Source organism: Herbaspirillum sp. GW822-FHT03A08, assembly GCF_058801885.1.
Genome location: NZ_JBXANR010000006.1, coordinates 131,004 through 156,708, shown reverse-complemented (window position 1 = coordinate 156,708; position 25,705 = coordinate 131,004). Strand labels below are relative to the sequence as shown.

22 protein-coding genes are annotated in these 25,705 nt (G+C 61.8%); 8 read left to right on the top strand and 14 right to left on the bottom strand.

Features of this window, described 5'->3' with window-relative positions; genetic code table 11:
- Positions 1-141 precede the first annotated feature (141 nt).
- Entirely contained in the window at positions 142-1,311 is a 1,170-nt protein-coding gene (locus AC1RN6_RS19335; protein WP_493007049.1) for a catalase family protein, read from the bottom strand.
- A 155-nt stretch (positions 1,312-1,466) separates the two neighbouring features.
- Positions 1,467-1,730: a DUF2164 domain-containing protein gene (locus AC1RN6_RS19330; protein WP_493007048.1), complete on the bottom strand. Its 264-nt coding sequence runs from the start codon at positions 1,728-1,730 to the stop codon at positions 1,467-1,469.
- A gap of 212 nt (positions 1,731-1,942) precedes the next feature.
- Between AC1RN6_RS19330 and AC1RN6_RS19325 the strand changes: the two genes are divergently transcribed.
- A complete protein-coding gene (locus tag AC1RN6_RS19325) occupies positions 1,943-3,007 on the top strand; it encodes an Lnb N-terminal periplasmic domain-containing protein (protein ID WP_493007047.1) in 1,065 nt (354 codons plus the stop codon).
- Between the two features lie 6 nt (positions 3,008-3,013).
- Here AC1RN6_RS19325 and AC1RN6_RS19320 read toward each other — a convergent pair whose 3' ends face one another.
- The gene (locus AC1RN6_RS19320; RefSeq protein WP_493007046.1) at positions 3,014-3,970 is read right to left on the bottom strand and encodes a LysR family transcriptional regulator; all 957 of its coding nucleotides are present in this window, start codon (positions 3,968-3,970) and stop codon (positions 3,014-3,016) included.
- Positions 3,971-4,069: 99 nt separating this feature from the next.
- Here AC1RN6_RS19320 and AC1RN6_RS19315 point away from each other — a divergent pair, with 99 nt between their 5' ends.
- From AC1RN6_RS19315 to AC1RN6_RS19300, 4 genes are all read left to right on the top strand, one after another.
- Positions 4,070-5,326: an MFS transporter gene (locus AC1RN6_RS19315; protein ID WP_493007045.1), complete on the top strand. Its 1,257-nt coding sequence runs from the start codon at positions 4,070-4,072 to the stop codon at positions 5,324-5,326.
- A 346-nt stretch (positions 5,327-5,672) separates the two neighbouring features.
- On the top strand, positions 5,673-6,320 hold the full coding sequence (gene ribA / locus AC1RN6_RS19310; RefSeq protein ID WP_094565838.1) for a GTP cyclohydrolase II: 648 nt from the start codon (positions 5,673-5,675) through the stop codon (positions 6,318-6,320).
- 100 nt (positions 6,321-6,420) lie between these two features.
- Positions 6,421-7,557, top strand: a complete 1,137-nt coding sequence (locus AC1RN6_RS19305; protein WP_493007044.1) for a CobW family GTP-binding protein — start codon at positions 6,421-6,423, stop codon at positions 7,555-7,557.
- A 298-nt stretch (positions 7,558-7,855) separates the two neighbouring features.
- The gene (locus AC1RN6_RS19300) at positions 7,856-10,717 is read left to right on the top strand and encodes a bifunctional diguanylate cyclase/phosphodiesterase (protein ID WP_493007043.1); all 2,862 of its coding nucleotides are present in this window, start codon (positions 7,856-7,858) and stop codon (positions 10,715-10,717) included.
- Positions 10,718-10,727: 10 nt separating this feature from the next.
- Here the strand turns inward: AC1RN6_RS19300 and AC1RN6_RS19295 are convergent, their stop codons facing one another.
- From AC1RN6_RS19295 to AC1RN6_RS19280, 4 genes are all read right to left on the bottom strand, one after another.
- Positions 10,728-11,531, bottom strand: a complete 804-nt coding sequence (locus AC1RN6_RS19295) for a metallophosphoesterase (RefSeq protein WP_493007042.1) — start codon at positions 11,529-11,531, stop codon at positions 10,728-10,730.
- Positions 11,532-11,550: 19 nt separating this feature from the next.
- Positions 11,551-12,483 (bottom strand): AEC family transporter, encoded by a 933-nt coding sequence (locus AC1RN6_RS19290; protein WP_493007041.1) that lies wholly within the window; start codon positions 12,481-12,483, stop codon positions 11,551-11,553.
- 137 nt (positions 12,484-12,620) lie between these two features.
- Positions 12,621-13,892, bottom strand: coding sequence for an MFS transporter (locus AC1RN6_RS19285; protein ID WP_493007039.1), 1,272 nt, complete (start codon positions 13,890-13,892; stop codon positions 12,621-12,623).
- A gap of 124 nt (positions 13,893-14,016) precedes the next feature.
- A complete protein-coding gene (locus AC1RN6_RS19280) occupies positions 14,017-14,943 on the bottom strand; it encodes a LysR substrate-binding domain-containing protein (protein ID WP_493007038.1) in 927 nt (308 codons plus the stop codon).
- Positions 14,944-15,087: 144 nt separating this feature from the next.
- Between AC1RN6_RS19280 and mnmC1 the strand changes: the two genes are divergently transcribed.
- Positions 15,088-16,893 (top strand): FAD-dependent 5-carboxymethylaminomethyl-2-thiouridine(34) oxidoreductase MnmC1, encoded by a 1,806-nt coding sequence (mnmC1, locus tag AC1RN6_RS19275; protein WP_493007037.1) that lies wholly within the window; start codon positions 15,088-15,090, stop codon positions 16,891-16,893.
- A gap of 102 nt (positions 16,894-16,995) precedes the next feature.
- Here mnmC1 and AC1RN6_RS19270 read toward each other — a convergent pair whose 3' ends face one another.
- Positions 16,996-17,325: a YXWGXW repeat-containing protein gene (locus AC1RN6_RS19270; protein ID WP_493007036.1), complete on the bottom strand. Its 330-nt coding sequence runs from the start codon at positions 17,323-17,325 to the stop codon at positions 16,996-16,998.
- Positions 17,326-17,616: 291 nt separating this feature from the next.
- On the opposite strand from AC1RN6_RS19270, the gene AC1RN6_RS19265 reads away from it, so the two are divergent.
- Complete coding sequence (locus tag AC1RN6_RS19265; protein WP_493007034.1) at positions 17,617-18,813, top strand: low temperature requirement protein A; 1,197 nt, start codon at positions 17,617-17,619, stop codon at positions 18,811-18,813.
- Positions 18,814-19,010: 197 nt separating this feature from the next.
- Positions 19,011-20,621 carry an NAD(P)/FAD-dependent oxidoreductase gene (locus AC1RN6_RS19260; RefSeq protein ID WP_493007033.1) on the top strand — a complete coding sequence of 537 codons (1,611 nt, stop codon included), beginning with the start codon at positions 19,011-19,013 and terminating at the stop codon, positions 20,619-20,621.
- Positions 20,622-20,644: 23 nt separating this feature from the next.
- On the opposite strand, the gene AC1RN6_RS19255 is transcribed toward AC1RN6_RS19260, so the two are convergent.
- From AC1RN6_RS19255 to AC1RN6_RS19230, 6 genes are all read right to left on the bottom strand, one after another.
- Positions 20,645-21,217, bottom strand: coding sequence for a HutD/Ves family protein (locus AC1RN6_RS19255; protein WP_493007032.1), 573 nt, complete (start codon positions 21,215-21,217; stop codon positions 20,645-20,647).
- A gap of 49 nt (positions 21,218-21,266) precedes the next feature.
- Positions 21,267-22,199 (bottom strand): formimidoylglutamase, encoded by a 933-nt coding sequence (gene hutG / locus AC1RN6_RS19250; RefSeq protein WP_493007031.1) that lies wholly within the window; start codon positions 22,197-22,199, stop codon positions 21,267-21,269.
- Positions 22,200-22,221: 22 nt separating this feature from the next.
- On the bottom strand, positions 22,222-23,022 hold the full coding sequence (locus tag AC1RN6_RS19245) for an amino acid ABC transporter ATP-binding protein (protein WP_493007030.1): 801 nt from the start codon (positions 23,020-23,022) through the stop codon (positions 22,222-22,224).
- On the bottom strand, positions 23,022-23,687 hold the full coding sequence (locus AC1RN6_RS19240) for an amino acid ABC transporter permease (protein WP_493007029.1): 666 nt from the start codon (positions 23,685-23,687) through the stop codon (positions 23,022-23,024). The genes AC1RN6_RS19245 and AC1RN6_RS19240 overlap by 1 nt, the downstream gene beginning before the upstream one ends.
- 162 nt (positions 23,688-23,849) lie before the next feature.
- Positions 23,850-24,614 (bottom strand): transporter substrate-binding domain-containing protein, encoded by a 765-nt coding sequence (locus AC1RN6_RS19235; protein ID WP_493007028.1) that lies wholly within the window; start codon positions 24,612-24,614, stop codon positions 23,850-23,852.
- A gap of 49 nt (positions 24,615-24,663) precedes the next feature.
- Positions 24,664-25,422 (bottom strand): IclR family transcriptional regulator, encoded by a 759-nt coding sequence (locus tag AC1RN6_RS19230; protein ID WP_493007027.1) that lies wholly within the window; start codon positions 25,420-25,422, stop codon positions 24,664-24,666.
- Between the last annotated feature and the right edge of the window lie 283 nt (positions 25,423-25,705).

The following is a 25,705-nucleotide window of genomic DNA, read 5'->3' as shown; positions in this document are numbered from 1 at the left end:
GTGCCGACGCTGTCTATTGCGATCTATATCGCGATCGATGGTCTGCAAGAGTCTATATTCCGCCTCCGGCCCGGGTTTGACTGTAGGCCGGACGCGGATTTACAAGGAATGGTTTTCCTACAGCGCCACACTTTTGCCGTGTCATTCCGGCAAGTCGCCGAGGCTGGTCGGCTCTTGCATAGCGATGCCGTTGTGTTCGGCGCGGAATGCGGCGGAGAAGGCGTAAGCCGCCTTGCGCACGCGCATGATGGAGCCGATCGGCCGGTGCGCCGCCAGGCCGTGCCAGGGGTTGAATGACATGCCGTCATCGATCGCGCGCGAGCGCGCTTCGCTCCAGGCGGTTTGTTTCGGCACGCGGATGCGCGCCACGGTGATGTAGGGGCTGCGGTCTTCTGGCCAGACCACGGAGGCGTTCTCAATCGGCATCTTGTCGAGGTCGTTGCACAGTTGCAGGCGCAGCTCCCATTCAGCGGCATTGCCACCATTGGCAACATTGGTAACATCGGCACCGTCAGCATCAAGGCCGGCAAAGAATTCGCACACCGCGTCGCGCAGACCGTCAGGATGGCCGCGCAAGTCGATGTCGGCGTTCCTGAGCGCCTGCAGATTGGCCGAGACCGGCGCCACCGATACCTTGGCCATGTAGGGGCCGCACAGGATCGGCACCTGGCTGTAATAGGTTTCGCCGAGCGGATTGGTGGGCGGATGGCCGCCCAGCGCGACCAGGGTGGCGCTTTGTTTGCCGGCGGACTCGAGCATCTCTTCCGCGCCGCGCAGCACGGCTGACAATGCCTTCTTCAATTGCGGCGCTTTGTCGGTGGTTTTTGCCAGCAGCTTCAGCGTAGCGAGAAATTGTTTGGCGCCGGGGACCGAGAAAGCCGGCCCGTTCACCATGACGAAATCCTGTGTGACGTCGCCTTCGCTGCCAGGCAGGCGCGGACCGCCGTTTGCGCGGCCGGCGCCGATGATCTTGAGCGCCATGCCGCGCGGCGTGGAAACCTTGTCGTCCAGGACATCGCCGGGCGTGGTGGACAGGCGCATCACCAGCGGAAATTTACCGGGCAAGCCGAATATTCCCTGCGCCAGCGCCGGCGGCAGGCCGTCCAGCACTTCCAGTTCGCCGCGCAGCAAACCGTGACTTTTGACGTGCACGCCGCGCATGGCGTGGCCGGAGTGCCGGAAGGTGGTTTCCGCGATTTCTTTCAGCGCGGCGATCAGACCGGCCTCGGTGTCGCGCTCGTCGGGTTCGAATATCTCGTACGCGGGATCGTAGATGATCGGGGCTTCCAGCTGGCTGTCGTTGAGTTTCATGGCGGGCTTCTCGCTTTCTGAAAAGAAGGGCCGGACCGGCCGCAATTTTTCAGGCTAGCGGGAAGCGCAGGGATGCGAAGTCGGACAAGCAGACGAGATGTGTCGGGGCAAGCCTGATTCTGTTATCGGAGAAGCTGAAGATGTGCGCTGTCGACTCAGCGGCGCCTGGCTTGCTTCGTCCAATAACCGAAAGGCTCTTCATGGCAGTCGATGTCGAGTTCGGCGACGCGGCTTTGCAGTTGTTCCTGCGCATCGTGGATGGCGGCGTTGTAGACCAGCGGTCCGACTTCTTCGAGGAAGAAATGCAGCAGCGACTCGGCCTGCAGGTTGCCGGCGTCGGCATCGAAGTTGTCGCGCAGATAGCGTTGAATCGAGGCGACGGCTTCCTTTTGCAGTCCTTGCTCCAGCTTGATGGCCATGGTGTCTGTTTCCTGTGGGTGATGGTTGCAGCGATGGGGACGAATGCAGCCGGGGCGTTATTGTAGTCCGGGCGGCGGTGTGGCTTGCAAGCGTCTTGCTTTGCGCTGTCGTTCCAACGAAAGTTGGTATCCCGCGTGCGCTGGGACGACGGATTGGATGGAGACGTGGAAAATTCCGCTATCCTGTGGTCATCGCTTATCCACTCATTGCCATGCCGGATTTCCCTTCCTCTTCTTCCCGCCCGCCGGTGGGCCGCCTGCGCAAGCTTCTCTGGATCGCCTTGTGTCTGCTGCTGACGCTGGCGGTCGCCGCAGCCGGCGTATGGACCGGTCTCGCCCTGTGGTTTCAGCTGACCGCGCCGATGCAGATCAAAGTGGCGGCCATCGTCTTCCTTGCGCTGGCGGTGCTGGCGGCGGCACGCGCTCTATGGCACGGACAGCGGCAGCGGCGCTGGAAGCCGGTGTTATGGTTTGCGCTGTTCTTTGCCGGTGTGCTCGGCTGGTGGAGCACCTTCAAACCGTCGCACGACCGGGTCTGGGCCGACGACGTGGCGCGCCTGCTGCATATCGATGTCGAGGGCAGCAAGGTGCGCCTGACCAATGTGCGCAACTTCGACTGGCGCAGCGAGACCGATTACACCGTGCGCTGGGAGAATCGCGAATACGATCTCGACCATCTGGTCACGGCCGATCTGGTGCTGTCGTATTGGATGGGACCGGCGATTGCGCACACGCTGGTGTCGTTCGGTTTTGACGACGGCCGCTACCTGACGTTTTCGGTGGAAATCCGCAAGGAAAAGGGCGAGAGTTTTTCGGCGCTGGGCGGCTTCTTCCGCAAATTCGAAACTGTGCTGGTAGCCTCCGACGAGCGCGACATCATTCGCGTGCGCAGCAACGTGCGCGGCGAGGATGTGTATTTTTATCGCTTGCAGGTCGAGCCGGCAACGCTGCGCAAACTGTTTATCGGTTACGCCGGTGAAGCCAGCAAGCAGGAACAGGCGCCGGCTTTCTATAACACGCTCACCAGCAACTGCACCACCATCGTGTTCGATCTGGCGCGCGCCATCAATCCGCAACTGCCGCTGGACTACCGTCTGCTGGCTTCAGGCTATCTGGCGGAATATGCCTATGATGTCGGCGGCCTCACGCCTGGTTTCGACTACGCCACGTTGCAGGCGCGTGGACGTATTAAGGAACGCGCACTGGCGGCCGGCAATGACCCGCGGTTTTCTGCACTGATCAGGGTCGGTATTCCGGGCGTGGCGCCTCTGAAATAATCCCGTTCAGGTCCAGCGCGCCGCGGAACCCACCGCCGCCGGCATCGCCTCGCGCATGGTTTCGATGAAGTAACGCAGCCGCGCCGGATAGAAGCGGGCGTAGGGATAGATGATCGACACCGGCAGCGGCGCGGCTTCCCATTCCGGCAGCAGCGGCACCAGGCGGCCGTTTTCCATGTGTTCGTGCAACAGCCAGGCCGAGCCGAGTATCAGGCCGACGCCTTCGACCGCCGCGTTGGTCAGTGCATACAGGCTGTCGGAACTGAGCCGCGGCTGGAATGCCACCTCGGCGACTTCGCCGGTGACGACATTTTTCAGCGTGACGTCGCGCCGGTAGAACTGCGGAATCGCCAGCCACGGCATGGTGGTCAGATCGCGCGGATGCGCCGGCATCGTGTGTTGCGCCAGCAGCGAGGGCGCAATCGCCAGCATGCGCGGGACTTCCGCCAGCCGGATCGCCACCACCGAGGGATCGGTGACTTCGCCGACCTGGATCGCGCAGTCGATGCCATGCGCGATGAAATCGGCGATGCGGTCGTACAACAGCCATTCCACCGTGATGCCGGGATGACGGCGCATGAACTCGGCCAGCGGCGCAATCAGCTGGCGTTGCCCGAACGCATTGGGCACCACCACGCGCAGCGAGCCGCCGGCTTCGACGCTGGCGCCGCGCAAATCGAATTCGAAAGACTCCCACTCGGCCAGCAGGTTGAGCGCCCGCTCGTAGCAGCGCTCGCCGTCCTCGGTCAGTTTCATGGCATGGGTGGAACGCTGCAGCAGGCGCAGGCCCATCGAGCGCTCCAGCAACTGCAGCCGGCGGCTGATGGTGGGCTGCGTGGTGCCCAGTTGTTGCGCCGCCGCCGACAGGCTGCCGGCCTGGACGATGCGCACGAAGGTCTGGATCAGCTCGATGCGGTCCGAGGCCGTGGGCGCGGGAGGATTGAAGTTGTCGGGCGGGGTCATACGTCAAGCGTATAACAATTCTGCAAGCCATGCTACTACCGCAGTGCAGCATCCCGGCGCACACTCCGATCCATCAACAAATCCATAGGGGTGCAGATCATGTCTTCCATTCAACAAACGCATACAGCAGCAGGCGGTAAAAGCCACATTGCCACTGCTGCTCCAGCACCGGCAGGCGCCAACCTGCCGGCGTCGCTGATGCTGCTCTTGTCCGCCGGCGCCGGTCTGGCTGTTGCTTCGCTGTATTACTCGCAGCCGATGCTTGGCATTCTCGGCGCCGACATCGGCGCCTCCGACCGTGCCGTCGGCATGGTGCCGATGCTGACCCAGCTCGGTTACGCGCTCGGCATTCTGCTGCTGGCGCCGCTGGGCGATCGTTATGACCGCCGCCGCATCATCCTGATCAAGGCCGCTGTGTTGACCGGCGCACTGCTGCTGGCAGGCGCATCGTCCGGCATCGCCATGCTGCTGGTCGCGAGCCTTGCCATAGGACTTTCGGCAACGCTGGCGCAGGATATCGTGCCTGCTGCCGCTACCCTGGCTTCCGAAGAGCATCGCGGCAAGGTGGTCGGCACCGTGATGACCGGCTTGCTGCTTGGCATCTTGCTGTCGCGCGTGCTGAGCGGCTTCGTGGCGGAACACTTCGGCTGGCGCGTGATGTTCGTCGCGGCTTCGGTGAGTATCGCGCTGATCGGTGTCGCGGCATGGCGCGGTCTGCCACGCTTCAAGGCGACCACCCATCTGGCCTATAGCGCATTGCTGGGTTCGCTGAGCAAGCTGGTGCACAAGCATCCTGCGCTGCGCCGTGCGGCATTGGCTCAGGGTTTGCTGTCGGTCGGCTTCAGCGCCTTCTGGTCCACATTGGCAGTGATGCTGCACGCTGCGCCATTCCATCTGGGCAGCGCCGCCGCCGGCGCGTTCGGTCTGGCAGGCGCCGCCGGTGCGCTGGCTGCGCCGCTGGCCGGCCGCATCTCGGACAAGAAAGGTCCTGAACTGGTGACTCGCCTGGGCATCGGCCTGGCGATCCTGTCCTTCATCGCGATGGCGTTTGCTCCCGCCTTCTCGACCAGCGGTCAGTTGTGGCTGCTGGCATTGGCGGCGGTTGGCTTCGACCTAGGTGTGCAGGCGACGCTGGTGGCGCATCAGACCATCGTCTACAGCATCGAACCCGGCGCCCGCAGCCGTCTGAATGCAGTCCTGTTCGTCGGCATGTTCATCGGCATGGCTGCCGGCGCGGCACTCGGCAGCCTGCTGCTGGCGCAATGGGGCTGGATCGGCGTGGTGGGTCTGGCGACGGCGGCTTCGGTGGGGGCACTGATCGTGCGGATGTGGCCTGGCAAGAATCGCAACGTCTGAAACTGACAGTAGGCAGAAACAAGAAGGCCGGGACAGCAGATTGCTGTTCCGGTTTTTTTTTGTTTTCGAGGTCCGGTAATGATTGTGATGAAAACGACAACAATTCTTGCGAGCATCTGCTTGCGCGCGCAAAAAGCGCCAACCCGCACTTGAAGAACGCACAGCCTGCTACCATTTAATTTGCCTATGCAAACACGCACCGGACGACGCCGACAGGGGAGCGCGTCCGTCACATTGAGCAAAAGCAAGCTCAGCTCGCCTGAAAGAATCCGAGCCGCGAGGTAAGATACGCGGCTGCGTTCCGTTAATCCGTTAGCGGGGCCTCAGGTACTCATATAGGTTCATCATGTCGTCAACAGAAAACATCGAAACAGACGTCGTCATTCCCGAAGAAAATCTGGAATTCGTCAGCTCCTGCGCATTGCCCATGCCGTGGGCAACTTTTCAACTGCACGCCTTCGTCGACCACGTTTCCGGCAAGGAACATCTGGCGCTGGTGCTGGGCGATGTCGCCAACGGCGAACCGGTCCTGGCGCGCGTGCATTCCGAATGCCTCACCGGCGACGCCTTGTTCAGCCAACGCTGCGATTGCGGCGCGCAACTCGAAGCGGCACTGAAACGCATTGCCAAGGAAAAACGCGGCGTGATTTTCTATCTGCGCCAGGAAGGCCGCGGCATCGGCCTGCTCAACAAGATCCGCGCCTATCACCTGCAAGACGGCGGCGCCGACACGGTGGAAGCCAATCTGCAACTGGGCTTTCCGGCCGACATGCGCCGTTACACCATGGTGGTGCCGATGATCGATCACCTCGGCATCAAGGGTTTGCGCCTGATGACCAACAATCCGCGCAAGGTCAACGCCCTGCAGGAAAACGGCATTGAGATTCTCGAACGCGTGCCGCTGGTGGAAAACCGCAATCCATTCAATATCCGTTATTTGCGCACCAAGGCGACCAAGCTGGGTCACCTGCTGCCGTCGCACGACAACGACTGAGCGACGAAACGCCGGCCGGCATTGCCGCCGGCGTCAGTTCGCCAGGTTTTTGCCAAGTGTTGCCTTTGCTCCATCCCGGTCCCTCCGCTCCATTTCAACCATGACACAAGACTCTCCCGCACTGATCCCGATTTCCCTGCTGACCGGTTTTCTCGGCAGCGGCAAGACCACCTTGCTCAACTATCTGGTGGCGCAGCCCGAGCTGAAAGACACGCTGGTCATCATCAACGAATTCGGCGAAATCGGACTCGACCATCTGCTGGTGGCGCACAGCCAGGACGACGTCGTGGTGGAGATGAGCAGCGGCTGCCTTTGCTGCACCATCCGCGGCGATCTGAAGAAAACGCTCAAGGACATTACCTGGCGCTTCGCCGAAGGCGGCAAACGCAAATTCAATCGCGTCATCATCGAGACCACCGGGCTGGCGTCGCCGATACCGATCCTGCATACCTTGATGACCGACAACTTCATCGCATCCAGATACCGGCTCGACGGCGTCATCACGACCATCGATGCAGTCAACGGCAACCAGACGCTGGACAATCATCTTGAAGCGGTGCAACAAGCCGCCGTCGCTGACCGTCTGCTGCTGACCAAGAGCGATCTGGCCGATGCCGCAACCTTGAAAGATCTGCAGGCGCGGCTGACGCAGATGAATCCGGGCGCTGAACAAATCCTGTCGCAGCAAGGACAGGTTGCGCCGCAAAAATTGCTGGATGCGGGTTTGTTCAAGGCCGCGGAAAAAACGCCCGACGTCGAGCGTTGGCTGAACGAAGAATCCTATGTGCAACCGGCGCACGATCACCATGGGCATCACCACGGTCATGACCACCAGCACGAGCACCAGCATGAAGACGTCAATCGCCACGACGATCACATCCGCGCCTTCTGCTTCAGCTTCGATCATCCGATCGAGCCGCATCTGTTCGACGAATGGCTGAGCCTGCTGGTCGGCTTCAAGGGCCAGAACATCCTGCGCATCAAGGGCATCATCAATCTTGCCGGTGACTACAAGCCGACCGTGATCCATGGCGTACAGCATATTTTCCATCCGACCGTGACCTTGCCGGCGTGGCCGTCGGAAGACCGCCGCACGCGCATCGTCTTCATCACCAAAGACATCGAGCGCGCCACCATCGAACGCTCTTTCACCGCTTTCATGCAGGCGCAGGCCATTGAAAAAGAGCAAAAAGAACAGCGTGCTCAGGACGGCGGCAAGTCATCCGGTGCGTGGTAAAAATGCCGCAATCCTGATTGCCTGCCGTCAGAAAATATTTCCATGAAGATACAAGAACGCGCCACACTTTGAGGCGCGTTTTGCTTTCTGCATCGCCCTGTTATGGTGAGGTTCTGCGTACAGCAAGAGTTTCCCTTGTAGGACAGCGGCGCGCCGTTTTAGTGAAGGCCCGCTCAAGCGCGCAGAGCGGGAAATTGCCTCGGACAGAGTTGGGAAAAAATTAATTAATAATATGGCTGAAGCAGGGAAGGCGCGTTTATGATGGTCCCATCAGGGTCACGGAAAACGTTATCTCGGCATGTACAAAACGATCAAACGCGTGGGGGCGTCCATCTCGGTGTCGTTGACACTGATCATCGGCTTTGGGGCAACCGCATTGTTGTTCCTGGGTACCTGCAAGTTGGAAGACGATGCATTCAATCTGGACTTCGAACGGCGCGCGTCGTTGCGCGTGACCACCTTGCAGCGCGGGCTGGAAGAGGCGGTCCAGGTGTTGACGGTGATCAACCGTTTATTCGCCACTGTGGACAGCCCCAACCGCGAGCAATTCCATACCTTCACTGAACCGCTGCTGCAAAAATATCCGCATGTGCAGGCTTTCAGTTTCCAGCGCTTCGTAACGCGCGGCGAGCGCTACGACTTTGAAGCGGCGATGCAGCCGCGTTTTCCGAAATTCAGCATCACGACCCTGGTCGAGGGCAGGACCATCACGGCGCCGGTGCGGGATCGTTATCTGGTAGTGGATTATCTGGAGCCGATGCAAGGCAATCAGGCTGCGCTGGGACTTGATCTCTCGGCCAATCAGGTGGTGATGGACGCTTTGCAGCGGGCGATTGAGACCAATAGTCCGGTCTCAACCGGCGCTTTGCGCCTGGCGCAGAACTCGACCAACGAACGCGGCTTGCTGGTGCTGATGCCGGTGTATCGTCACGGCATGCCGCTGACCACTGCGGAAGAACGCCGTGCGGCCGTCATCGGCGACACTACCGCCGTATTCAACGCGCGCATCTTGCTGGAGCGGATCTTCAACTCCTTCGGCCCGATCCGGCGCGAAGGCCTTGAGGTCAGCGTCTATGTCGGCACCAGTGCCAGCCGCGAAGACCTGGTGTATCGCACCGACGATATCCGGCGCCAGGCGATTGTGCCGGGTTTGCCGAGCTGGCTGGGTTATCGCCGTCCGGTACACGTGCGCCGCACCTTCGACATCGCCGGACAACCCTGGCATCTGGAGGTGAAGTCGGCGCCGATTCCGCTGACATCCAATCATTCCAACTCGCTGCTGATTCTCGGCGCAGGCACCTTGCTGACCCTGTTGGCGGCGGCCTATCTCTACACGCTGTCGATGCGCTCGCGCCGCATCCAGCGCACGGTTGACGAGCGCACCGCCGAGCTGCGCCTGACCAACGTCCTGCTCAAGGAAGACATCCACGCGCGCCAGCAGGCCGAGCGCGCCTTGCAGTTGCGTCAGCGCGCCATCGAAGCCAGCGCCAATGCCATCATCATCATGCGGGCCAGCGCGCCCGACTATCCGATCGAATACGTCAATCCGGCGTTCGAGCGTATCACCGGCTACAGTACGGCGGAAGTCGGCGGCCGCAGCATCCGCATGCTGGAAGGTCCGGATGTCGACAAGCAGGGTTTCATCGACATCTGGAGCGCGCTGAACGAACAACGCGAATGCAACGTCGTCCTGCGCACCAACAACAAAGACGGCGCACTGATGTGGAACGACTTCTACATCGCGCCGGTCAAGAGCGAAGACGGCAATGTGACGCACTTCGTCGCTGCGCTCTACGACATCACGTCGATGAAACGTTACGAAGCCGAGCTGGAGTTTCAGGCCAATCGCGACGTGCTCACCGGTCTGGTCAACCGCAGCATGCTGCGCAAGGTGCTGGAAGAAGCCATGGCCTATGCCGAGCGCTACCAGCGTTCGCTGTGGGTGGTGTTCGTCGATCTGGACCGCTTCAAGTTCGTCAACGACACGCTCGGCCACAAGGCCGGCGACCTCTTGCTGAAGACGGTGGCGGGACGTCTGCGCGGCGCGGTGCGCGACACCGATACGATTGCGCGGCTGGGCAGCGACGAGTTCGTGATCGTCATGTCCGAATACACCGACGTCGGCCTCGACACGCGCAACCTGCAGCGCATCCAGGCTGCCATTGCCGCACCGATGACGATAGAGGGACATACTTTCTTCCCGACGTGCAGCCTGGGCGTGGCGGCGTATCCGGATGACGGCCGCGATGCCGAGGTGCTGGTCAAGCATGCCGACATCGCCATGTATCGCGCCAAGCAAAGCGGCCGCGACAATTACCAGTTCTATACCCCGGCAATGAACGAACAGGCACTGGAGCGCCTGCGCATCGAAGGCGACCTGCGCCTGGCGCTGGAGCGCAACGAATTCCTGCTGCATTATCAGCCCAAGATCGATCTGCGCAGCGGCAACATCGTCGGCATGGAAGCGCTGATCCGCTGGCAGCATCCGGAACTCGGCATGGTGTCGCCGGTGCGCTTCATCAGCCTGGCCGAAGAGACCGGCCTGATCCTGCCGATCGGTTCCTGGGTGATCCGCAGCGCCTGCGAACAGACCAAGGCCTGGCAGGACGCCGGCTGGGGCAAGCTGCGCGTGTCGGTGAATCTGTCGGTGCGCCAGTTCGTGCAGAAGGATCTGGTGTCCTCGATCGAGGCCGTGCTGAAAGACACCGGACTCGACGCCGATCTGCTGGAGCTGGAGCTGACGGAGAGCCTGGTGATGACCGATGTCGACCACGCCATCGGCATCCTGCGCCAGCTCAAGGAACTCGGCGTGCACCTGTCTATCGATGATTTCGGCACGGGTTATTCCAGCCTGTCCTATCTCAAGCGTTTCCCGATCGATGTACTCAAGATCGACCGGTCTTTTGTGCGGGATATCACCATCGACGCCGACGATGCGGCGATCACGGTGTCCATCATTTCGCTGGCGCACAGCCTCAAGCTGCACGTCATTGCCGAAGGCGTCGAGACGCAGGAGCAGTTGTCCTATCTGCGCCGCCATGGTTGCGACGAGATGCAGGGATATCTGTTCAGCCCGCCGGTGCCGGCGGAACAGTTCGAGAAATTGCTGCAGCAGAAGAGCGATCTCATGACGAGCGCTCTGGTGAGCAGCTCGCGCTAGATCGTTGCGGTCAGATCTCCACTACCAGCTGCGGATTGAAATGCGGGTTCTCCCATTCAATCTCGTCCAATGATTCCGCCTGCCTGAGATTGAGCGCATAGCCGCGCGGATTGGTGATCACGCGGCAGCCTGCGACTTTGTAGTCAAAGCTGTCGTGCACGTGGCCGTGTATCCACAGATCGGCTTGCGCCAGCAAGGGCGTAAGGTCGCTGATGAAGCCGGGATTGAGCGGCGAACCGGCGAAGCGCGCGTGAATCGATTGCGGATGCACGCCGTGGTGCGTTACCACCACGGTCGGGCCGTCGAAATCCTGCGCCAGTTGCTGCTCCAGCCAATGCCGCGATTGCCGGTGCAATTGCAAGGCATGCTGCGGCAGGAAGACGCCGTCCGGCATGGTGATCACGCGGTGGTCGTAGAGGATTCTGCCGGCTTCTTCCATCGCCGCTTCCAATGTCAGCGGTTCGACGCCGCCCTGCTGCAAGGCATAGTCAGTCCACAAGCAGCAGCCGAGAAAGCGCACACCACCGATGATGCGCGCATTGTTTTCCAGATGGATGACATTACCGCCATGGGTATCGGCATGGCTTCTGATCTCTTCCACCACGACCGGATACTGCGCATCGTAGGCTTCATGATTGCCATGCACGTAGACGGCCGGCACCGGCCAGTCGGCAAAAGCATCGATCGCGCCGATGCCGTTATGGATGTCGCCGGCGATCACCAGTACATCGGCATCGGTCGGTTCAACCGCGCGGTAGCCGGCGAAACGGTCCATGCGTTCAAGATGCAGGTCGGAGGCGATCTGGATTTTCATCGGCGGGCTTGGTATGAGTTCAGTGGGCGATCCAGGCCAGGATCAGCGTGATCGTCAGCAATGAGGTCGTGGTGGAAATCAGAATCGCGCGCGACATCAGCGCCGCTTCGCGTTGGTACAGCTCCGCCAGCATGAAGGGGCCGGTGCCGATCGGCATGGCCGACAGCAGCAGCGCCGTGTCTGCCCACAATTTAGGCAGCGGCAGAATCCAGTAGGCGAACACCGCCGTGATGGCCGGATGCAACAGGAGCTTGAAGCTCACCAGCAGACTGACCGAGCCGGACTGTTTGCTGGCAATCGGCTGCGCCAGGAACAGGCCCAGCGACACCAGTGCGCACGGACTGGCGGCGGCGCCCAGCAGTTTGAACAATTGCTGCACGCCGGTCGGCAACACATAACCGCTGCTGGCCACCAGCCCGCCGAGGATGGGTGCGATCAGGATGGGATTGCGGATCAGCGAATTGCCGGTCTTGAGCAGGCTGCGGCCGATGTGCTTTTCGGCATGCAGGCAGATTTCCAGCAAGACGATCGCGACGGCGAACAGCAGGCAGGCGGTCATCACCATCGCGATCACCGCCGGCGGCATGCCGTCGTGGCCGAAGGCCAGCAGGCACAGCGGAATGCCGATGAAGCCGACATTGGCGTATGAAGTGCCGAGACTGTCGATGATGATGTCGCCCGCCGCCGCACCCTGGCGGTATTTGATCCAGGCCGTCAGCAGGAATACCGCCACGATGCCGATGGCGAACACGACGATAAAGCGCAGGTTGCTGAAGTCGGCCGGCGTCAGGCGCGCAATCGAATCGAACAGCAGCGCCGGCAGGCCGAGATAGATGACGAAACGGTTCAGCTCGCTGGCGGCGTTGACGCTGAGGATCTTACGCTTGCGGCACAGGTAGCCGAGAAAAATCAGCGCGAAAATCGGAAAGACGACGTTGAAGATGGCGAGCATGGATAGTGAGCACCGGCGAGCAAAAAAGCTGCGCACAATGCGCGCAAGCGTGAAAGGAGTAGATCCGAAGGCGTAACGATTTTAATGCGTTTCCTTCGGCAAGTCTTTTCACACCTGATCGGTGCGTCCCATGCTCTTCAGGCGGGTCGCAACTGCCCGGCGGGGAAGTCGACCGCCTTGTCGTCAATCGGGAAGTGCAACAGCGCCGCCAGCAGACCCGCTGCTACCGTCGCACCCCACACCAGCGTGTAGGAACCGGTCAGGTCGAACATGAACCCACCCAGCCACGCGCCGAGGAAGGAGCCGATCTGATGGCTCAGAAAACAGACGCCGAACAGCGTGCCCAGATGGCGCGTGCCGAATACCTTGGCGACCAGTCCGCTGGTCAGCGGCACCGTACCGAGCCAGGTCAGTCCCATCACGGCGGCGAAGATCACCACCGACGTCGCGGTGGTCGGCAGCAGCAGGAAGGCCACGATCGCGCCGCTGCGGATCAGGTACAGCCAGCCCAGCACATATTGCTGGCGGAAGCGTCCGCCCAGCCAGCCGCAAGCCCAGCTGCCGGCCATGTTGAACAGGCCGATCAGCGCCAGCGCGGTTGCGCCCAGCCCGAGCGGCATATGGCACAGCAACAGATATCCCGGCAAGTGCGTGCCGATGAAGGCCAACTGGAAGCCGCAGGTGAAGAAGCCGATGGTCAGCAGGCGATAGCCGCGATGGCGCGCGGCGAGCGCCAGCACTTCTTTCAGCGAAGAGGGGGGCGATGTCTGCGTTGCGGGAGCTGCGGAAGCCGGTGTGGCGCTGTTGCGCTGGCTGCGGTCCAGCAATATCCCGGTCGGTGCAATCAGCAGCGTCAGCACCGCCAGCACGAACAGCGATACCGATACGCCGGCGCTTTCGCGCACGGTCTGCGCCAGCGGCACCAGCAGCACTTGTCCCAGCGAGCCGCCGGCACTGGCGATGCCCATCGCCATGCTGCGCTGCTGCGGCGTCGCCACGCGGCCCACGGCAGCCAGTACCACGCCGAAGCTGGTGCAACTGATGCCGATGCCGACCAGCACGCCCAATCCCAGCACCAGCAGCAAGCCCGACGGCGCCACGGCGGCCAGCGTCAGGCCGCCGGCGAAGGTCGCAGCACCGAAGGCCACTACCGGCGTTGCGCCATAGCGGTCGGCTGCCGCGCCGGCGAAGGGTTGGGCGAAGCCCCACACCAGATTGTGCATGGCAATGGCGAACGCAATGATCGTCACCGGCAGGCCGCGATCATAGGAAAACGGATTGATGAACAGGCCGAAGGTCTGGCGGATGCCCATCACCACGCTGAGCACCAGCGCTGCGGTGATGATCACAACCAGTGCGTTGCGGCTGAGCGGGCTGCTGGGTTGAGGCAGGGTAGTTGTCGACGACATGGTGGCGATCCTGAGTGCAATGACAGGCATCACACTAGCAGCGCGCATGCGGCACGACAAAGGAAAAACCGTTGACGACAGATGAGCCGGGCTCACCTGTGCCTGTGCTTGAAGATGATGCCTGCTAGGCCCGCCGCTCTTCGAAGCTGCGTGCTTCCTTCAGCAGCCAGTGCTTGAAACCGGAGACGTCGGGGCGATGTTCCGCACCTTGGGCGCTCACCAGCCAGTAGGCCGTTTCGGCGTCGACCACTTGCGGGCTGAGCTCGACCAGCGTTCCGGCCTCCAGGTCGCGGTCCACCAGCGGCCGTCTGCCGAGCGCCACGCCGAGACCGCCGATGGCGGCTTCGAAGGCCATCTGTATGGTGTCGAAACGCAGGCCGCGATGTGCATCGATGTCCTTGAGATTGACATGCGCCAGCCAGGATGACCAGTCTTCGCTGGCGGGGCTGACATGGATCAGCGTTGCGCGGCGCAGGTCGACTTCTCCGCGCGCATCCAGCAAGCGCTCGCGATAGGACGGACTGCACACCGGCACCAGTTGCTCGCCGAACAGACGCGCCCAATTGGCATCGACCACCGGCACGCGGCTCATGCGGATGGCGAAATCGAAGCCGTCTGTCGACAGATTGACCTGGCGCTGCGATGTGTCGACCGTGACGCTGGTGTCGGGCCAGTGATCGCGAAACGCCGGCAGGCGCGGCAACAGCCAGCGCGATGCCAGCGTCGGCGCGCAGCTGACGGCGATGCTGCGGTGATGCTGGCCGCGGCCGGGCAGGCGCTGCGTGCCGGTGGCAATCAGTGCAAAGGCTTCTGAGATATAGCGCAGATAGTCGGCGCCTTCCGGTGTCAGGGTCAGCTTGCGCGGCTCACGCACGAACAGCGTGACGCCGAGGCTTTGCTCCAGACTGACGATGCCGTGGCTGACGGCGCTGGGCGTGACGTTCAGCTCGGCGGCAGCCAGCTTGAAACTCTGCAGCCGTCCGGCGACTTCAAAGAAGCGTAATGCGGACAGCGGAGGAAGGCGCGTGGAGGGCGGTGGGCGTTGCGGCATAAAGAATATTTCCGGCAGCGGTCCTGCAGGCGATGGTGTCGTCACGCCGGGCAGGGCAAACACAGTGAGAGGACAGCGTATCATATCGGGCAGGTTGCCGTGGCCGGCAGCGAGTTGCTCTTCCGATCTTCTTTCTTCATTTGCATGACGCCATCTTCGCCGGATTTTTCTCAGTTCAACGATGCCGACTTGCGGCAGCGCTGGCAGGGGCGCGTCCATTTCTCCGTGCTGCAAAACGGCTTCGGCGACGGTGCGCAATTGCTGCAGGCATGGTCGGCATGGCAGGCCGACGTGGATGCGCCGGAGCGTTTGCACTACCTCATCATTGATCCGCAGCCGCCCACGCGCGCGCAATTTGTGCAATTCGCGCAGTGCCAATCCGCATCGCCGGAACAATGGCAGCAATCATGGCCGCCGCAGGTGCCGGGATATCACCGGCTGCTTTTGGAGCAGGGGGCAAAGCGGTTTGTGCTGACGCTGATCAATGGCGATCTGGCGAGCAGCCTGCCGCAGTTGGAGGCGCGTATCGACCTGTTCCTGCTGCGCAGTGATCCGGCGTGGAATGCGGCACTGCTGAAATGGCTGGGCCGGCTGGCAGCGCCGCAAGCCCACGTGCTGGCGCAGGGCGAGCTGCCGTTTGCGCGGCGCGAATGGCAACAGGCCGGTTTCGTCTCCGCAAATGAACATGCGCTGGCGCCGGCACGTTTTGCGCCGCGCTGGCAGGTTTCATCGAACGTGACGTCATCCACTGAACGCAGCGCCATCGTCATCGGCGCAGGCCTGGCCGGCAGCGCCGCGTGCGAAAGCCTCGCCGCGCGGGGTTGGCAGGTGGCGCTGATTGAACAGCGTGCACAAGCCGCGCAGGAAGCATCCGGCAATCTGGCCGGCGTCTACATGCCGGCGGTTTCGCGCGACGACAATCCGACGGCGCGGCTCACGCGCGCGGCTTTTCTGTTCGCGCAGCAAGTGTGGGCGCGCAGCGGTGTGTTCGATCGGACTCGCCGGTCCGGCGAGGCGTGCGGCGTGCTGCAGGTGGCGCGCGATGACGAACAGGCTGAAGCCTTCGCGCAGGCCGCGCAGCATTGGCGCTATCCTGCCGACTATGCGCAATGGCTGTCGGCGCGGGAGGCCAGTGCGCGTCTGGGCAGGGCGACCGGGAGCGGCTGGTTTTTCCCGACGGGCGGCTGGCTGCGGCCGCCGGTGGTGTGCGAGGCGATGCTGGCGGCTTGCGGCGATCGCGTGCAGCGGCACTTCGGGCAGTTGGCGGCATTCCTGCAGCGCGTTGGCGATACATGGCAGGTTCTCGATGCGCAAGGAGGGCTGATTGCGCAGGCGCCTGTCGTGATTCTGGCGAACGGCATGCACGCCACGCGATTCGCGCAGGCCGGTTCCTTGCCCCTGCAATCCATACGCGGTCAGGTCAGCCACGTGCCGGCGGCGGCCTTGCCGGAGTTGCCCTTTGTGCTGTGCGGCGACGGCTATCTCACCGGCGCGGTCAACGGCCTGGTCAGCGTGGGCGCCAGTTACGATCAGGACGATGATCCTGAGCTGCGCCTCGACAGCCATCGCGGCAATCTCGACAAGCTGGGCCAATTGCTGCGACAACCCGGGTTGGTGGAAACATTGATGTCCGCTGCCGATTACTCGGCGTTGTGGGGCCGGGTCGGTTTTCGCTGCGTGTCGGCCGACCGCCTGCCGTTGATCGGCGCCTTGCCGGACGATGTGGCGCTGGCGGGTGCAGGAGAAGTGCAGCTCAGGGATGTGCCGCGCCAGCCGCAACTGCACGGCCTGCTGGCTTACGCCTCCCGCGGCCTGATCTGGGCGCCGTTGGCCGCCGAGATTCTGGCCTGCCATCTGGAAGGAGAGCCGGCGCCGCTCGGCAAGGACTTGCTGGCCCTGCTGGATCCTGCACGCTTTGCGTTGAAGGCACATCGGCAGGGCGGACGCTGATATCGGTTTTTAACTCGTTGTCTATGCGCCAATAAAAAAGCCTGCATGACGATCATGCAGGCTTTTTCTTTTGGGAAGATGCTTCCGGTTAGCCGGCCCGGATCAGCGTTCCCAGCCGCCGCGGTTGAAACGCCAGCCGTCGCGGTCCTGATGCCAGCCCGGCGGCGCGTAGTGGTGATAGCCGCGGCGCACGCGCTCCCAGTGGCCGCCGACCCAGACGTGGCGATAGCCGTCCCATGCCCAGTAACCCGGCGCCCACACGTAGCCGCGGCGTGGCGGCGGTGCGCGTTCAAAGCGTGGCGGAGGAGGCGGTGTGCCGATACGGATATCCACCGAGGTGCGTGCTTGCGCTTGTGCGGCTGGCGCCATCAGCACGGCCGATGCGGCGCTCGTGGTCAGCAGGACTGCCAGGACGATATTCTTGTAGTTCATGATGTACTCCCGTGTTTTGAAATGACTCGGCGGCTTTGGTCAATTGCCATTCAGCCGATGACTCCAATGTAGATCAGCTGAAATGTACAGACTGTAATTTTGTGTATCCGTAGGCGAGGGTTTCTGCGAAACAGAAATAGCCCGAAACAAATCCGCCGTCAGTCGATTGTCAGAAATACGCAACTGCCGCCACACTTTCCTGCATCGAATGCCCGGCGTGTCTTGTCCCCGCTGCATTGCGCATGCGACGATGTGACCATGAGTCATGGACCAGCAGAACAGGGGGAAATCATGAAAAAAACATCGCAAACCGGCTTGCTGCGCGTACGCGACGGCCATGAGGCGCGCGTCTCGTTCGTGGAATTGTTCTTCGATCTGATCTACGTCTTTGCCGTCACCCAGCTCTCGCACCGCCTGCTGGAAAATCTCACTCTCAACGGCGCCATCGAAACCCTGGTGCTGTGGTTCGCGGTCTGGCTGGCGTGGCAATACACCTCGTGGGTCACCAACTGGTTCGATCCGGAGACTTTGCCGATCCGCATTCTGCTGTTCATCATCATGCTGGTCGGACTCCTGATGGCAGCGGCGATTCCGGACGCCTTTGCCGGCCGCGGCCTGGTGTTTGCGATCGCCTACTCCGTCATTCAGGTTGGCCGCACGCTGTTCGTGCTGCTTTGCCTCGGCTCGCGCCACGCACTGACGCCCAACTTCCGCCGCATGTTCGGCTGGCTGGTGATTTCCGCCGCGTTCTGGATTGCCGGCGGCATGTCGCAGGAACACCGCCTGCTGTTCTGGATCATCGCCGTCGCCTGTGAATACTTTTCGCCGATGACCGGTTTCGCTTTGCCGGGCATGGGCCGTTCCGGCACGCAGGAATGGACCATTGAAGGCGGCCACCTGGCCGAGCGTTGCCAGCTGTTCGTGATCGTCGCCCTGGGCGAAGCGCTGCTGATCACCGGCGCTACCATCGCCCACGCGCACGAATGGGATGCGCCGATCCTGGTCGCGTTCATCGTCACCTTCATCGGCAGCCTGGCGATGTGGTGGCTGTACTTCGACACCAGCAGCAAGGACGGCAGCGAAGCCATCGTCCTCTCCAGCGACCCCGGCCGCATCGGCGCCTACTTCCACTACGTGCACGTGATCATCGTCGCCGGCGTCATCGTGTCGGCGGTAGGCAACGAGCTGGTGATCGCGCATCCCGGCCAGCACATTGCACCGGTAACGCTGCTGGTGCTGATCGCCGGACCGGCCATGTATTTGTTCGGCAACGCCGTCTATAAAAAGGTCGTGTACCGGCGCTTCCCGCTGTCGCACATCGTCGGGCTGGTGCTGCTGGCGATTCTCGCCATGTTTGCTCACGTCACCGATCTGCTGATGGTCGGCGGCCTGACGACTGCCGTGCTGATCTTCACCGCCGTGTGGGAAAGCTGTTCGCGCCGCAAGACCGCCCTGAGCTATCAGGATGAACACGCATCTCAGTGGTGACGCAGTGCTGAAATAACGATTCAAGGCATCCGGCAAGATCCGCTTCCTGCCGAAGCGGGTTTTGTTGCCGTATTGCCATCCTGTAAGCCCGCATGGGCAGCGCCGTCACGCCGGGGTAGAGTAAAATGCCGGCTGCCCCGGAAGACTGTCTGCAGACGTGCAGCGGCAAGGCGGCGATGAACAATGGAAAGACGTAGATGCTGCGAATTACTGAAATACAACTCCCCCTCGAACATCCTGAAGCCGACCTGCGTACGGCGATTCTGGCGCGCCTGGGCGTGCCGGACGAGGACTTGTTGAGCGTGAGCCTGTTTCGCCGCAGCTACGATGCACGCAAGAAATCCGCCGTCACCCTGAATTACACCGTCGACGTCGAAGTGCGCGACGAGGCCGCCGTCTTGCGCAGGCAGAATCTCAAAGACAAGTCGCCGATCGTACCGACGCCCGACACCAATTATCATTTCGTCGCCAAGGCGCCGGCGGGACTGAGCAAGCGTCCGATCGTCATCGGCACCGGCCCATGCGGGATTTTCGCCGGCCTGATCCTGGCCGAGATGGGTTTCAATCCGCTGATCCTGGAGCGCGGCAAGACCGTGCGCGAACGCACCAAGGACACCTGGGGCCTGTGGCGCCAGCGTGAACTGAAGCCGGAATCCAACGTGCAATACGGCGAAGGCGGCGCCGGCACCTTCTCGGACGGCAAGCTCTACAGCCAGGTCAAGGATCCCAAACATTACGGCCGCAAGGTGCTGACCGAGTTCGTCGCCGCCGATGCACCGCCGGAAATCATGTACGTCAGCAAGCCGCACATCGGCACCTTCCGGCTGGTGAAGATGGTGCAGCTGATGCGCGAAAAGATTATCGCGCTGGGCGGTGAATTCCGCTTCGAGCAAAAGGTCGACGATATCGTCATCGAAGACGGACAAGTGCGCGGCGTCACGCTGGCCAGCGGCGAACACATCGCAGCCGACCACGTCGTGCTGGCCATCGGCCACAGCGCGCGCGACACCTTCCAGATGCTGTACGACCGCGGCGTCTACATGGAAGCCAAGCCGTTCTCGATCGGCTTCCGCGCCGAACATCCGCAGTCGCTGATCGACAAATGCCGCTTCGGCCCGAGCGCCGGCCATCCCATCCTCGGCGCGGCCGATTACAAGCTGGTGCATCACGCTTCCAACGGCCGTTCTGTCTACAGCTTCTGCATGTGCCCGGGCGGTACGGTGGTGGCGGCGACCTCGGAACCGGAACGCGTGGTCACCAACGGCATGAGCCAGTATTCGCGCAACGAGCGCAACGCCAACAGCGGTATCGTGGTCGGCATTTCGCCGGCCGATTATCCCGGCCATCCGCTGGCGGGCATTGAATTCCAGCGTCAGTGGGAATCGCGCGCCTACGAACTGGGCGGCCGCAACTACGACGCGCCGGGCCAGCTGGTGGGCGATTTTCTGGCGAAGAAGCCGTCGACCCAGCTCGGCAGCGTGATTCCTTCGTATAAGCCGGGCGTGCTGCTGGGTAGCCTCGATACGTCCTTACCGGACTACGCTATCGACGCGATCCGTGAATCGCTGCCTTTCTTCGACAAGCAGATCCGCGGCTACGCCATGCACGACGCCGTGCTGACCGGAGTGGAAACGCGCACCTCGTCGCCGGTACGCATCCGCCGCGATGACGACACGCTGCAAAGTCTCAATACCAAGGGTTTGTATCCGGCCGGCGAAGGCGCCGGCTATGCAGGCGGGATCATGTCGGCGTCTATCGACGGCATCAAGATTGCCGAAGCGGTGGCGCTGGCGATTGTCGGCCAGTAAGACGCGACCGTGATGGAGGCCGCTTAAGCGGCTTGCGCGTACAAGCGCACCAGCATCAGTTCTGCTGCGCTGGCATCCAGGATGCAACTCTTCTCTTCTGCGGTGAACATCACCGCATCTCCCGCATGCAGCTTGGTTTCATCGGACAGGCTGCAGCTGCCGTTGACCACATAGATCAACACCGCATCGCCATGCATCGGCAATGCGGTCTGTTGGATGACGGTGATTTGTTCGACTGTATGCGTGAAGGCGGTGCGGCGCGTCATGACGTTGAAGTCGACGATGCCGCCGCTGATCAGTTCTGAATGGACGGCGGTGGCGCCGTCGAAGCGCAATACCGGGTCGCGCGGCGTCAGTGTCTGTGAGACGCCGGCGATGTCCAGCGCAATACCTTTGCCTTCCAGAATCGCGAGCGAGCGGTCCACCTCGGGGAACAGCGAGAACGCGCCGCCCTGCTGCACCGTGGCGACGCTCACGCGCCAGTCGAAAGAGTCCAGCGAACTGTCTTCCGGGAAACGCATGATTTCGCACGTCATGCCGCCGCCGTTTTTCCAGCGCATCAGGCGTTGCTTGGATTGTGGAATCAGGTGGGGCATGAAAACAGTATAGGACGAACGGCGGGTGTTATCCCGCAACATTACAATTTCATGCAGGTTGCAGAATCAGATGCGCCAGCCGCGCCGCCACCTTGGCGGTCATGCCGTCACGGTCATAGACCGGATTGCATTCGGCGATGTCGGCGGCCGCCAGTTTGCCGCTGGCCTTGATGGTGCTGACCAGCCGCTCGACTTTTTCCAATGCCATGCCGTAAGCCGCCGGCGCCGAGACGCCGGGCGCCTTTTCGCCGGGCAGCACATCGAGATCGATAGTCAGGTAGACATCGTCCACCTGCGCCAGCCGCGTATGCAGTTGTGCATTGAGCGTGTTGAGGCTGCCGAGGGCGACGTCGGTGTCCATGATGTATTCCACATCCAGTTCGCGTGCGCGGTTGAACAGCGCCGGGGTGTTGCCGAGCTGGCTGATGCCGTAGCAGAGATAGTGGAATTCGACGTCGGCCCATTCGCACCATTCCGCCATTTGCTTGAACGGCGTGCCGGAGGTCGAACGCTCGGCTTCACGCAGGTCGAAGTGGGCATCGAAATTGACGATCAGCAATTTGCGCTGGGCCATGGCTTTGCCGAAGTGGCGCGTGATGCCGAGGAAGGTGCCGTAAGCCACTTCATGGCCGCCGCCCAATACCAGCGGGAATACGCCTTGCGACTTGACGTCGGCGATCTTGGACGCGAGGCGTTGCTGCGCCTGTTCCAGGTCGCCATCGTTGCAGTCGATGTTGCCGGCGTCGGACAGCGCCTCAATACGATGCGCCGGCAGGTTGGCCATCATGCGGCGGATGGCGTCCGGCCCTTGCGCTGCACCGACGCGGCCATGGTTGCGCCGCACGCCTTCGTCCGAGGCGAAGCCGATCAGCGCGCCGCCGTTTCTGATGCTGTTGTCGAAGGGCCGTACCAACTGATGCAGGCGGCGCGTGTCGCCGGCGCTGTCGTGGTCGAGACGACCGTTCCAGAGAGAGTGATCCATGTTTTTCTTGTCTGCCGTTATCTTATGCGGCGGTTGATTCCGGGGCGGATGAATTGTTGCGGGTCAACACGGCTTGCAGGAAACCGCGTGTGCGCTCCTGGGTCGGGTTGACGAAAATCTGGTCGGGTTTGCCGGCTTCGACGATGCGACCCTGATCCATCACCACGACGACGTCGGCCACTTCGCGCGCGAAGCCCATTTCGTGCGTGACCACGATCATGGTCATGCCTTCGTTGGCGAGCGCCTTCATCACTTGCAGCACCTCGCCGACCAGTTCCGGATCGAGCGCCGAAGTCGGTTCGTCGAACAGCATGACTTTCGGCTGCATCGCGAGTGCGCGCGCAATCGCCACGCGCTGTTTTTGTCCGCCCGACAGCGTGGCCGGCATGGCGTCGGCTTTGGCGGCCAGGCCGACTTTGGCAAGCAGGCTGCGCGCCAGGGTTTCGGCTTCGTCCTTAGGCGTGCCGCGGATCTTGCGCGGACCGACCGTGACGTTCTCCAGCACCGACAAATGCGGGAACAGATTGAACGACTGGAACACCATGCCGACCTGCGTGCGCAGATCGTTCAGCGCATGGTCGGCGATCATCTTGCCGTTGACCAGCAGGTCCTGATTGCAGATGGAGATGTTGCCCTCTTCAGCGACTTCCAGCCCGTTGCAGCAGCGCAGCAGCGTGCTCTTGCCGGAACCGCTGGGGCCGATGATGACGACCACTTGCGAGGCGGCGACTTCCAGGTCGATGCCGTGCAGGATACGGTGGCCGGAGAAGGATTTGCCGAGTTTGGAGATGTTGATCATTGGCGTTGTTGTGGACGGCTGCATCAGACTGCTCCTCCTGCGCGCAAGTGTTTCTCAACCCGTTGCAGGGCCATGCTGGTGAGGCTGGTCAGCACCAGATACACCAGCGCCACGGCGATATAGACTTCCAGCGAGCGATAAGACACGCTGATGATTTTCTGGCCTTCGTGCATCAGGTCGGCGATGGTCAGCAGCGAGACCAGCGCCGAGTTCTTGATCAGCGCGATGAACTCGTTGCCCAGCGGCGGAATCATGCGCACCACGGCTTGCGGCAGGATGATGGTGCGCATCGCCTTGCCGGACGACATGCCCAGCGAACGCGCCGCTTCCATCTGGCCTTTGTCGATCGACTGGATGGCGCCGCGCACGATTTCCGACACATAGGCGCCGGAGTAGATGCCCATGCCCAGCACGCCGCACAGGAAGGCCGGCAGCAGGATGTCGAATTGCGGCAAGCCGAAAAACAGCAGGAACAACTGCACCAGCAGCGGCGTGCCGCGGATGAAGGTGACGTAAGCAGTACAAATGGCGTAGCGCAGGCGCTTGGTGCGGTCCAGCCGGCCGAGGCCGACCAGCAGGCCGAGGATGCAACCCAGCACCAGCGACGCAGCGGTGATTTCCACCGTGACGATCGCGCCATGCAGCAGGTCCGGCCAGCCTTCAAGTACCGGCAAAAAATCTAAGCTCATCTGTTCTCCTTGGAGCGCCTGATAAAGACTCTGATAAAGCGCCTCCAGCAGCGTTGCATCACCTTCTTGTGCTTGAGTACTCACGCACTGTCTGCGGCGATGCGCCTTGCTGGCGACGTTTTCTCAGTCGCTCTCTGTCTATTTGTATAGTGTCTTAATAAATTATTTGGCCGACGATGACAGCCACTTCTGCACCAGCTTGTCGTAGCTGCCGTCGAGCTTGACCTTCTTCAGCGCGGCGTTCATTTCTTCGGTCAGCTGCGGCAGGTCCTTGCGCACGGCGTAGCCGTACAGTTCGACGCTGACCTGCTTGTCGAGCACCTTCATGCCGGGACGGGTCTTGGCATATTCGATGGCGGCCGGCTTGCCGGTGACGGCGGCGTCGGCGCGGCCGATTTCAACCAGGTTGAACATTTCCTGATTCTTCTCGACTTCGATGCGTTCGGCTTGCGGGTAATACTCTTTCAGGTAGTTGGCCGACTTGGTGCCGACCTGTACCGAGACCTTCTTGCCGGCCAGATCCGACGGTTGCTTGATCGAGGTATTGCTGGCCTTGGTCAGTACCACCAGGCCGCCCGGATAGTAAGGGTCGGTGAAGTTGACCACGCGACGGCGCTCTTCGGTGATGTAGATCGCCGAGGAGGCAACGTCGAAGCGGCGCGACACCAGGCCGGGGATCAGTCCCTTGAAGTCGATGTCGGTCCATTCGACTTTCTTGTGCATGGTCTTGGCCAGCAGTTCGATCAGCTCGATATCGAAACCGGTGCGCTTGCCGTCCTTGAAGAATTCGAACGGTGGGAAAGTGGCGTCAGTGGCGACGCGGATGACGTCGACAGTCTGAGCGGAGGCCAGTGCAGGAACGGCACTGGCGGCGAAACTGAAAGCAAGGCTGACTGCGAGCATGGCAAAGCGGCGGCGGTGAATCATGGTTTCTCCCTCGGGTGAATAGTTCTGATGACTGCTGAAAACTGCTGGTTTAAAACAATGAAAGACGTTCGCTGATGGCGGCTGCCGCCTGGACCGTGGCGGCAATCAGCTCGCGCTGCCGCTCTTCAGCCCGTACGGCCGGCGCCATCAGGGTAATCGCGCCCACGGCCTGGCCGGGTTTGTAAAACACCGGCGCGCTGACACCCCACACGCCCCAGTCGACTTCGCCTTCGCTGACCGCATAACCCTGCGTGCGGATGGCGGCGAGTTCTTTTTGCAGGCGCGCGATCTCTTCATCCTGGCCGTGCAACTGGCGCTGCACAATGTTGTCGGCCATGGCGAGCGGCAGATGCGCCAGCACCGCCTTGGCGGATGCGCCGCGCGACAGCGGATGCGAGCGGCCTTTGGAAAACGAACAGCGCAGCGATTGTTCGCTGTCCACCATGTCGAGGCAGGTGACCTGGTCGTTGACTGCGACCATCAGGCCGACGCTTTCACCGCACTTCTTGGCCAGTTGCAGCATTTCCGGCTGGGCGTTGCTGACCAGATAAGAGGTATGGTCGAAGCCCCAGGCCAGTTGCACGCTCAATGGCCCGGGCGCGTAAAAGTTGTCCTGTTCCTGCACCAGCCCCCATTTTTTCAGTGGCAGCAGATGGCGATACAGCGTGCTTTGCGGCAAGCCGGTCAGTTCTTTCAGCTTGCGCACAGCGATCGGTTTGCCGTGCCGGGCAATCACCGACAACACCATGAGCGATCGCTCGCTGGTGGCGACGACAGGTTCTTGCGGCGTGGCGGAGGCTGAGTTCATGGCCGGATGATTCCTCATTTTTCTCATATTTAAAAATTGAATTCTCGTTTTGTGAGAATTTAAGTGTAAATGACTCGCGGCCGGATGTGGTTACCTGATCGGGCAGCTTCTTCTTGAAAGGGAGAAGATTTTGCGTGTGCCGGCGTACTTCGATACGGATCTATTGAAATGCCATGAGGGCAAATTGCAGGGCGGCAACGGCCGGAAGCCGATGGCTCCGGGCGAATGTCCGAAATGCTCTATCATGAGTTATCGTTCATAAAAGGCGACGCTGCTGCGCTCG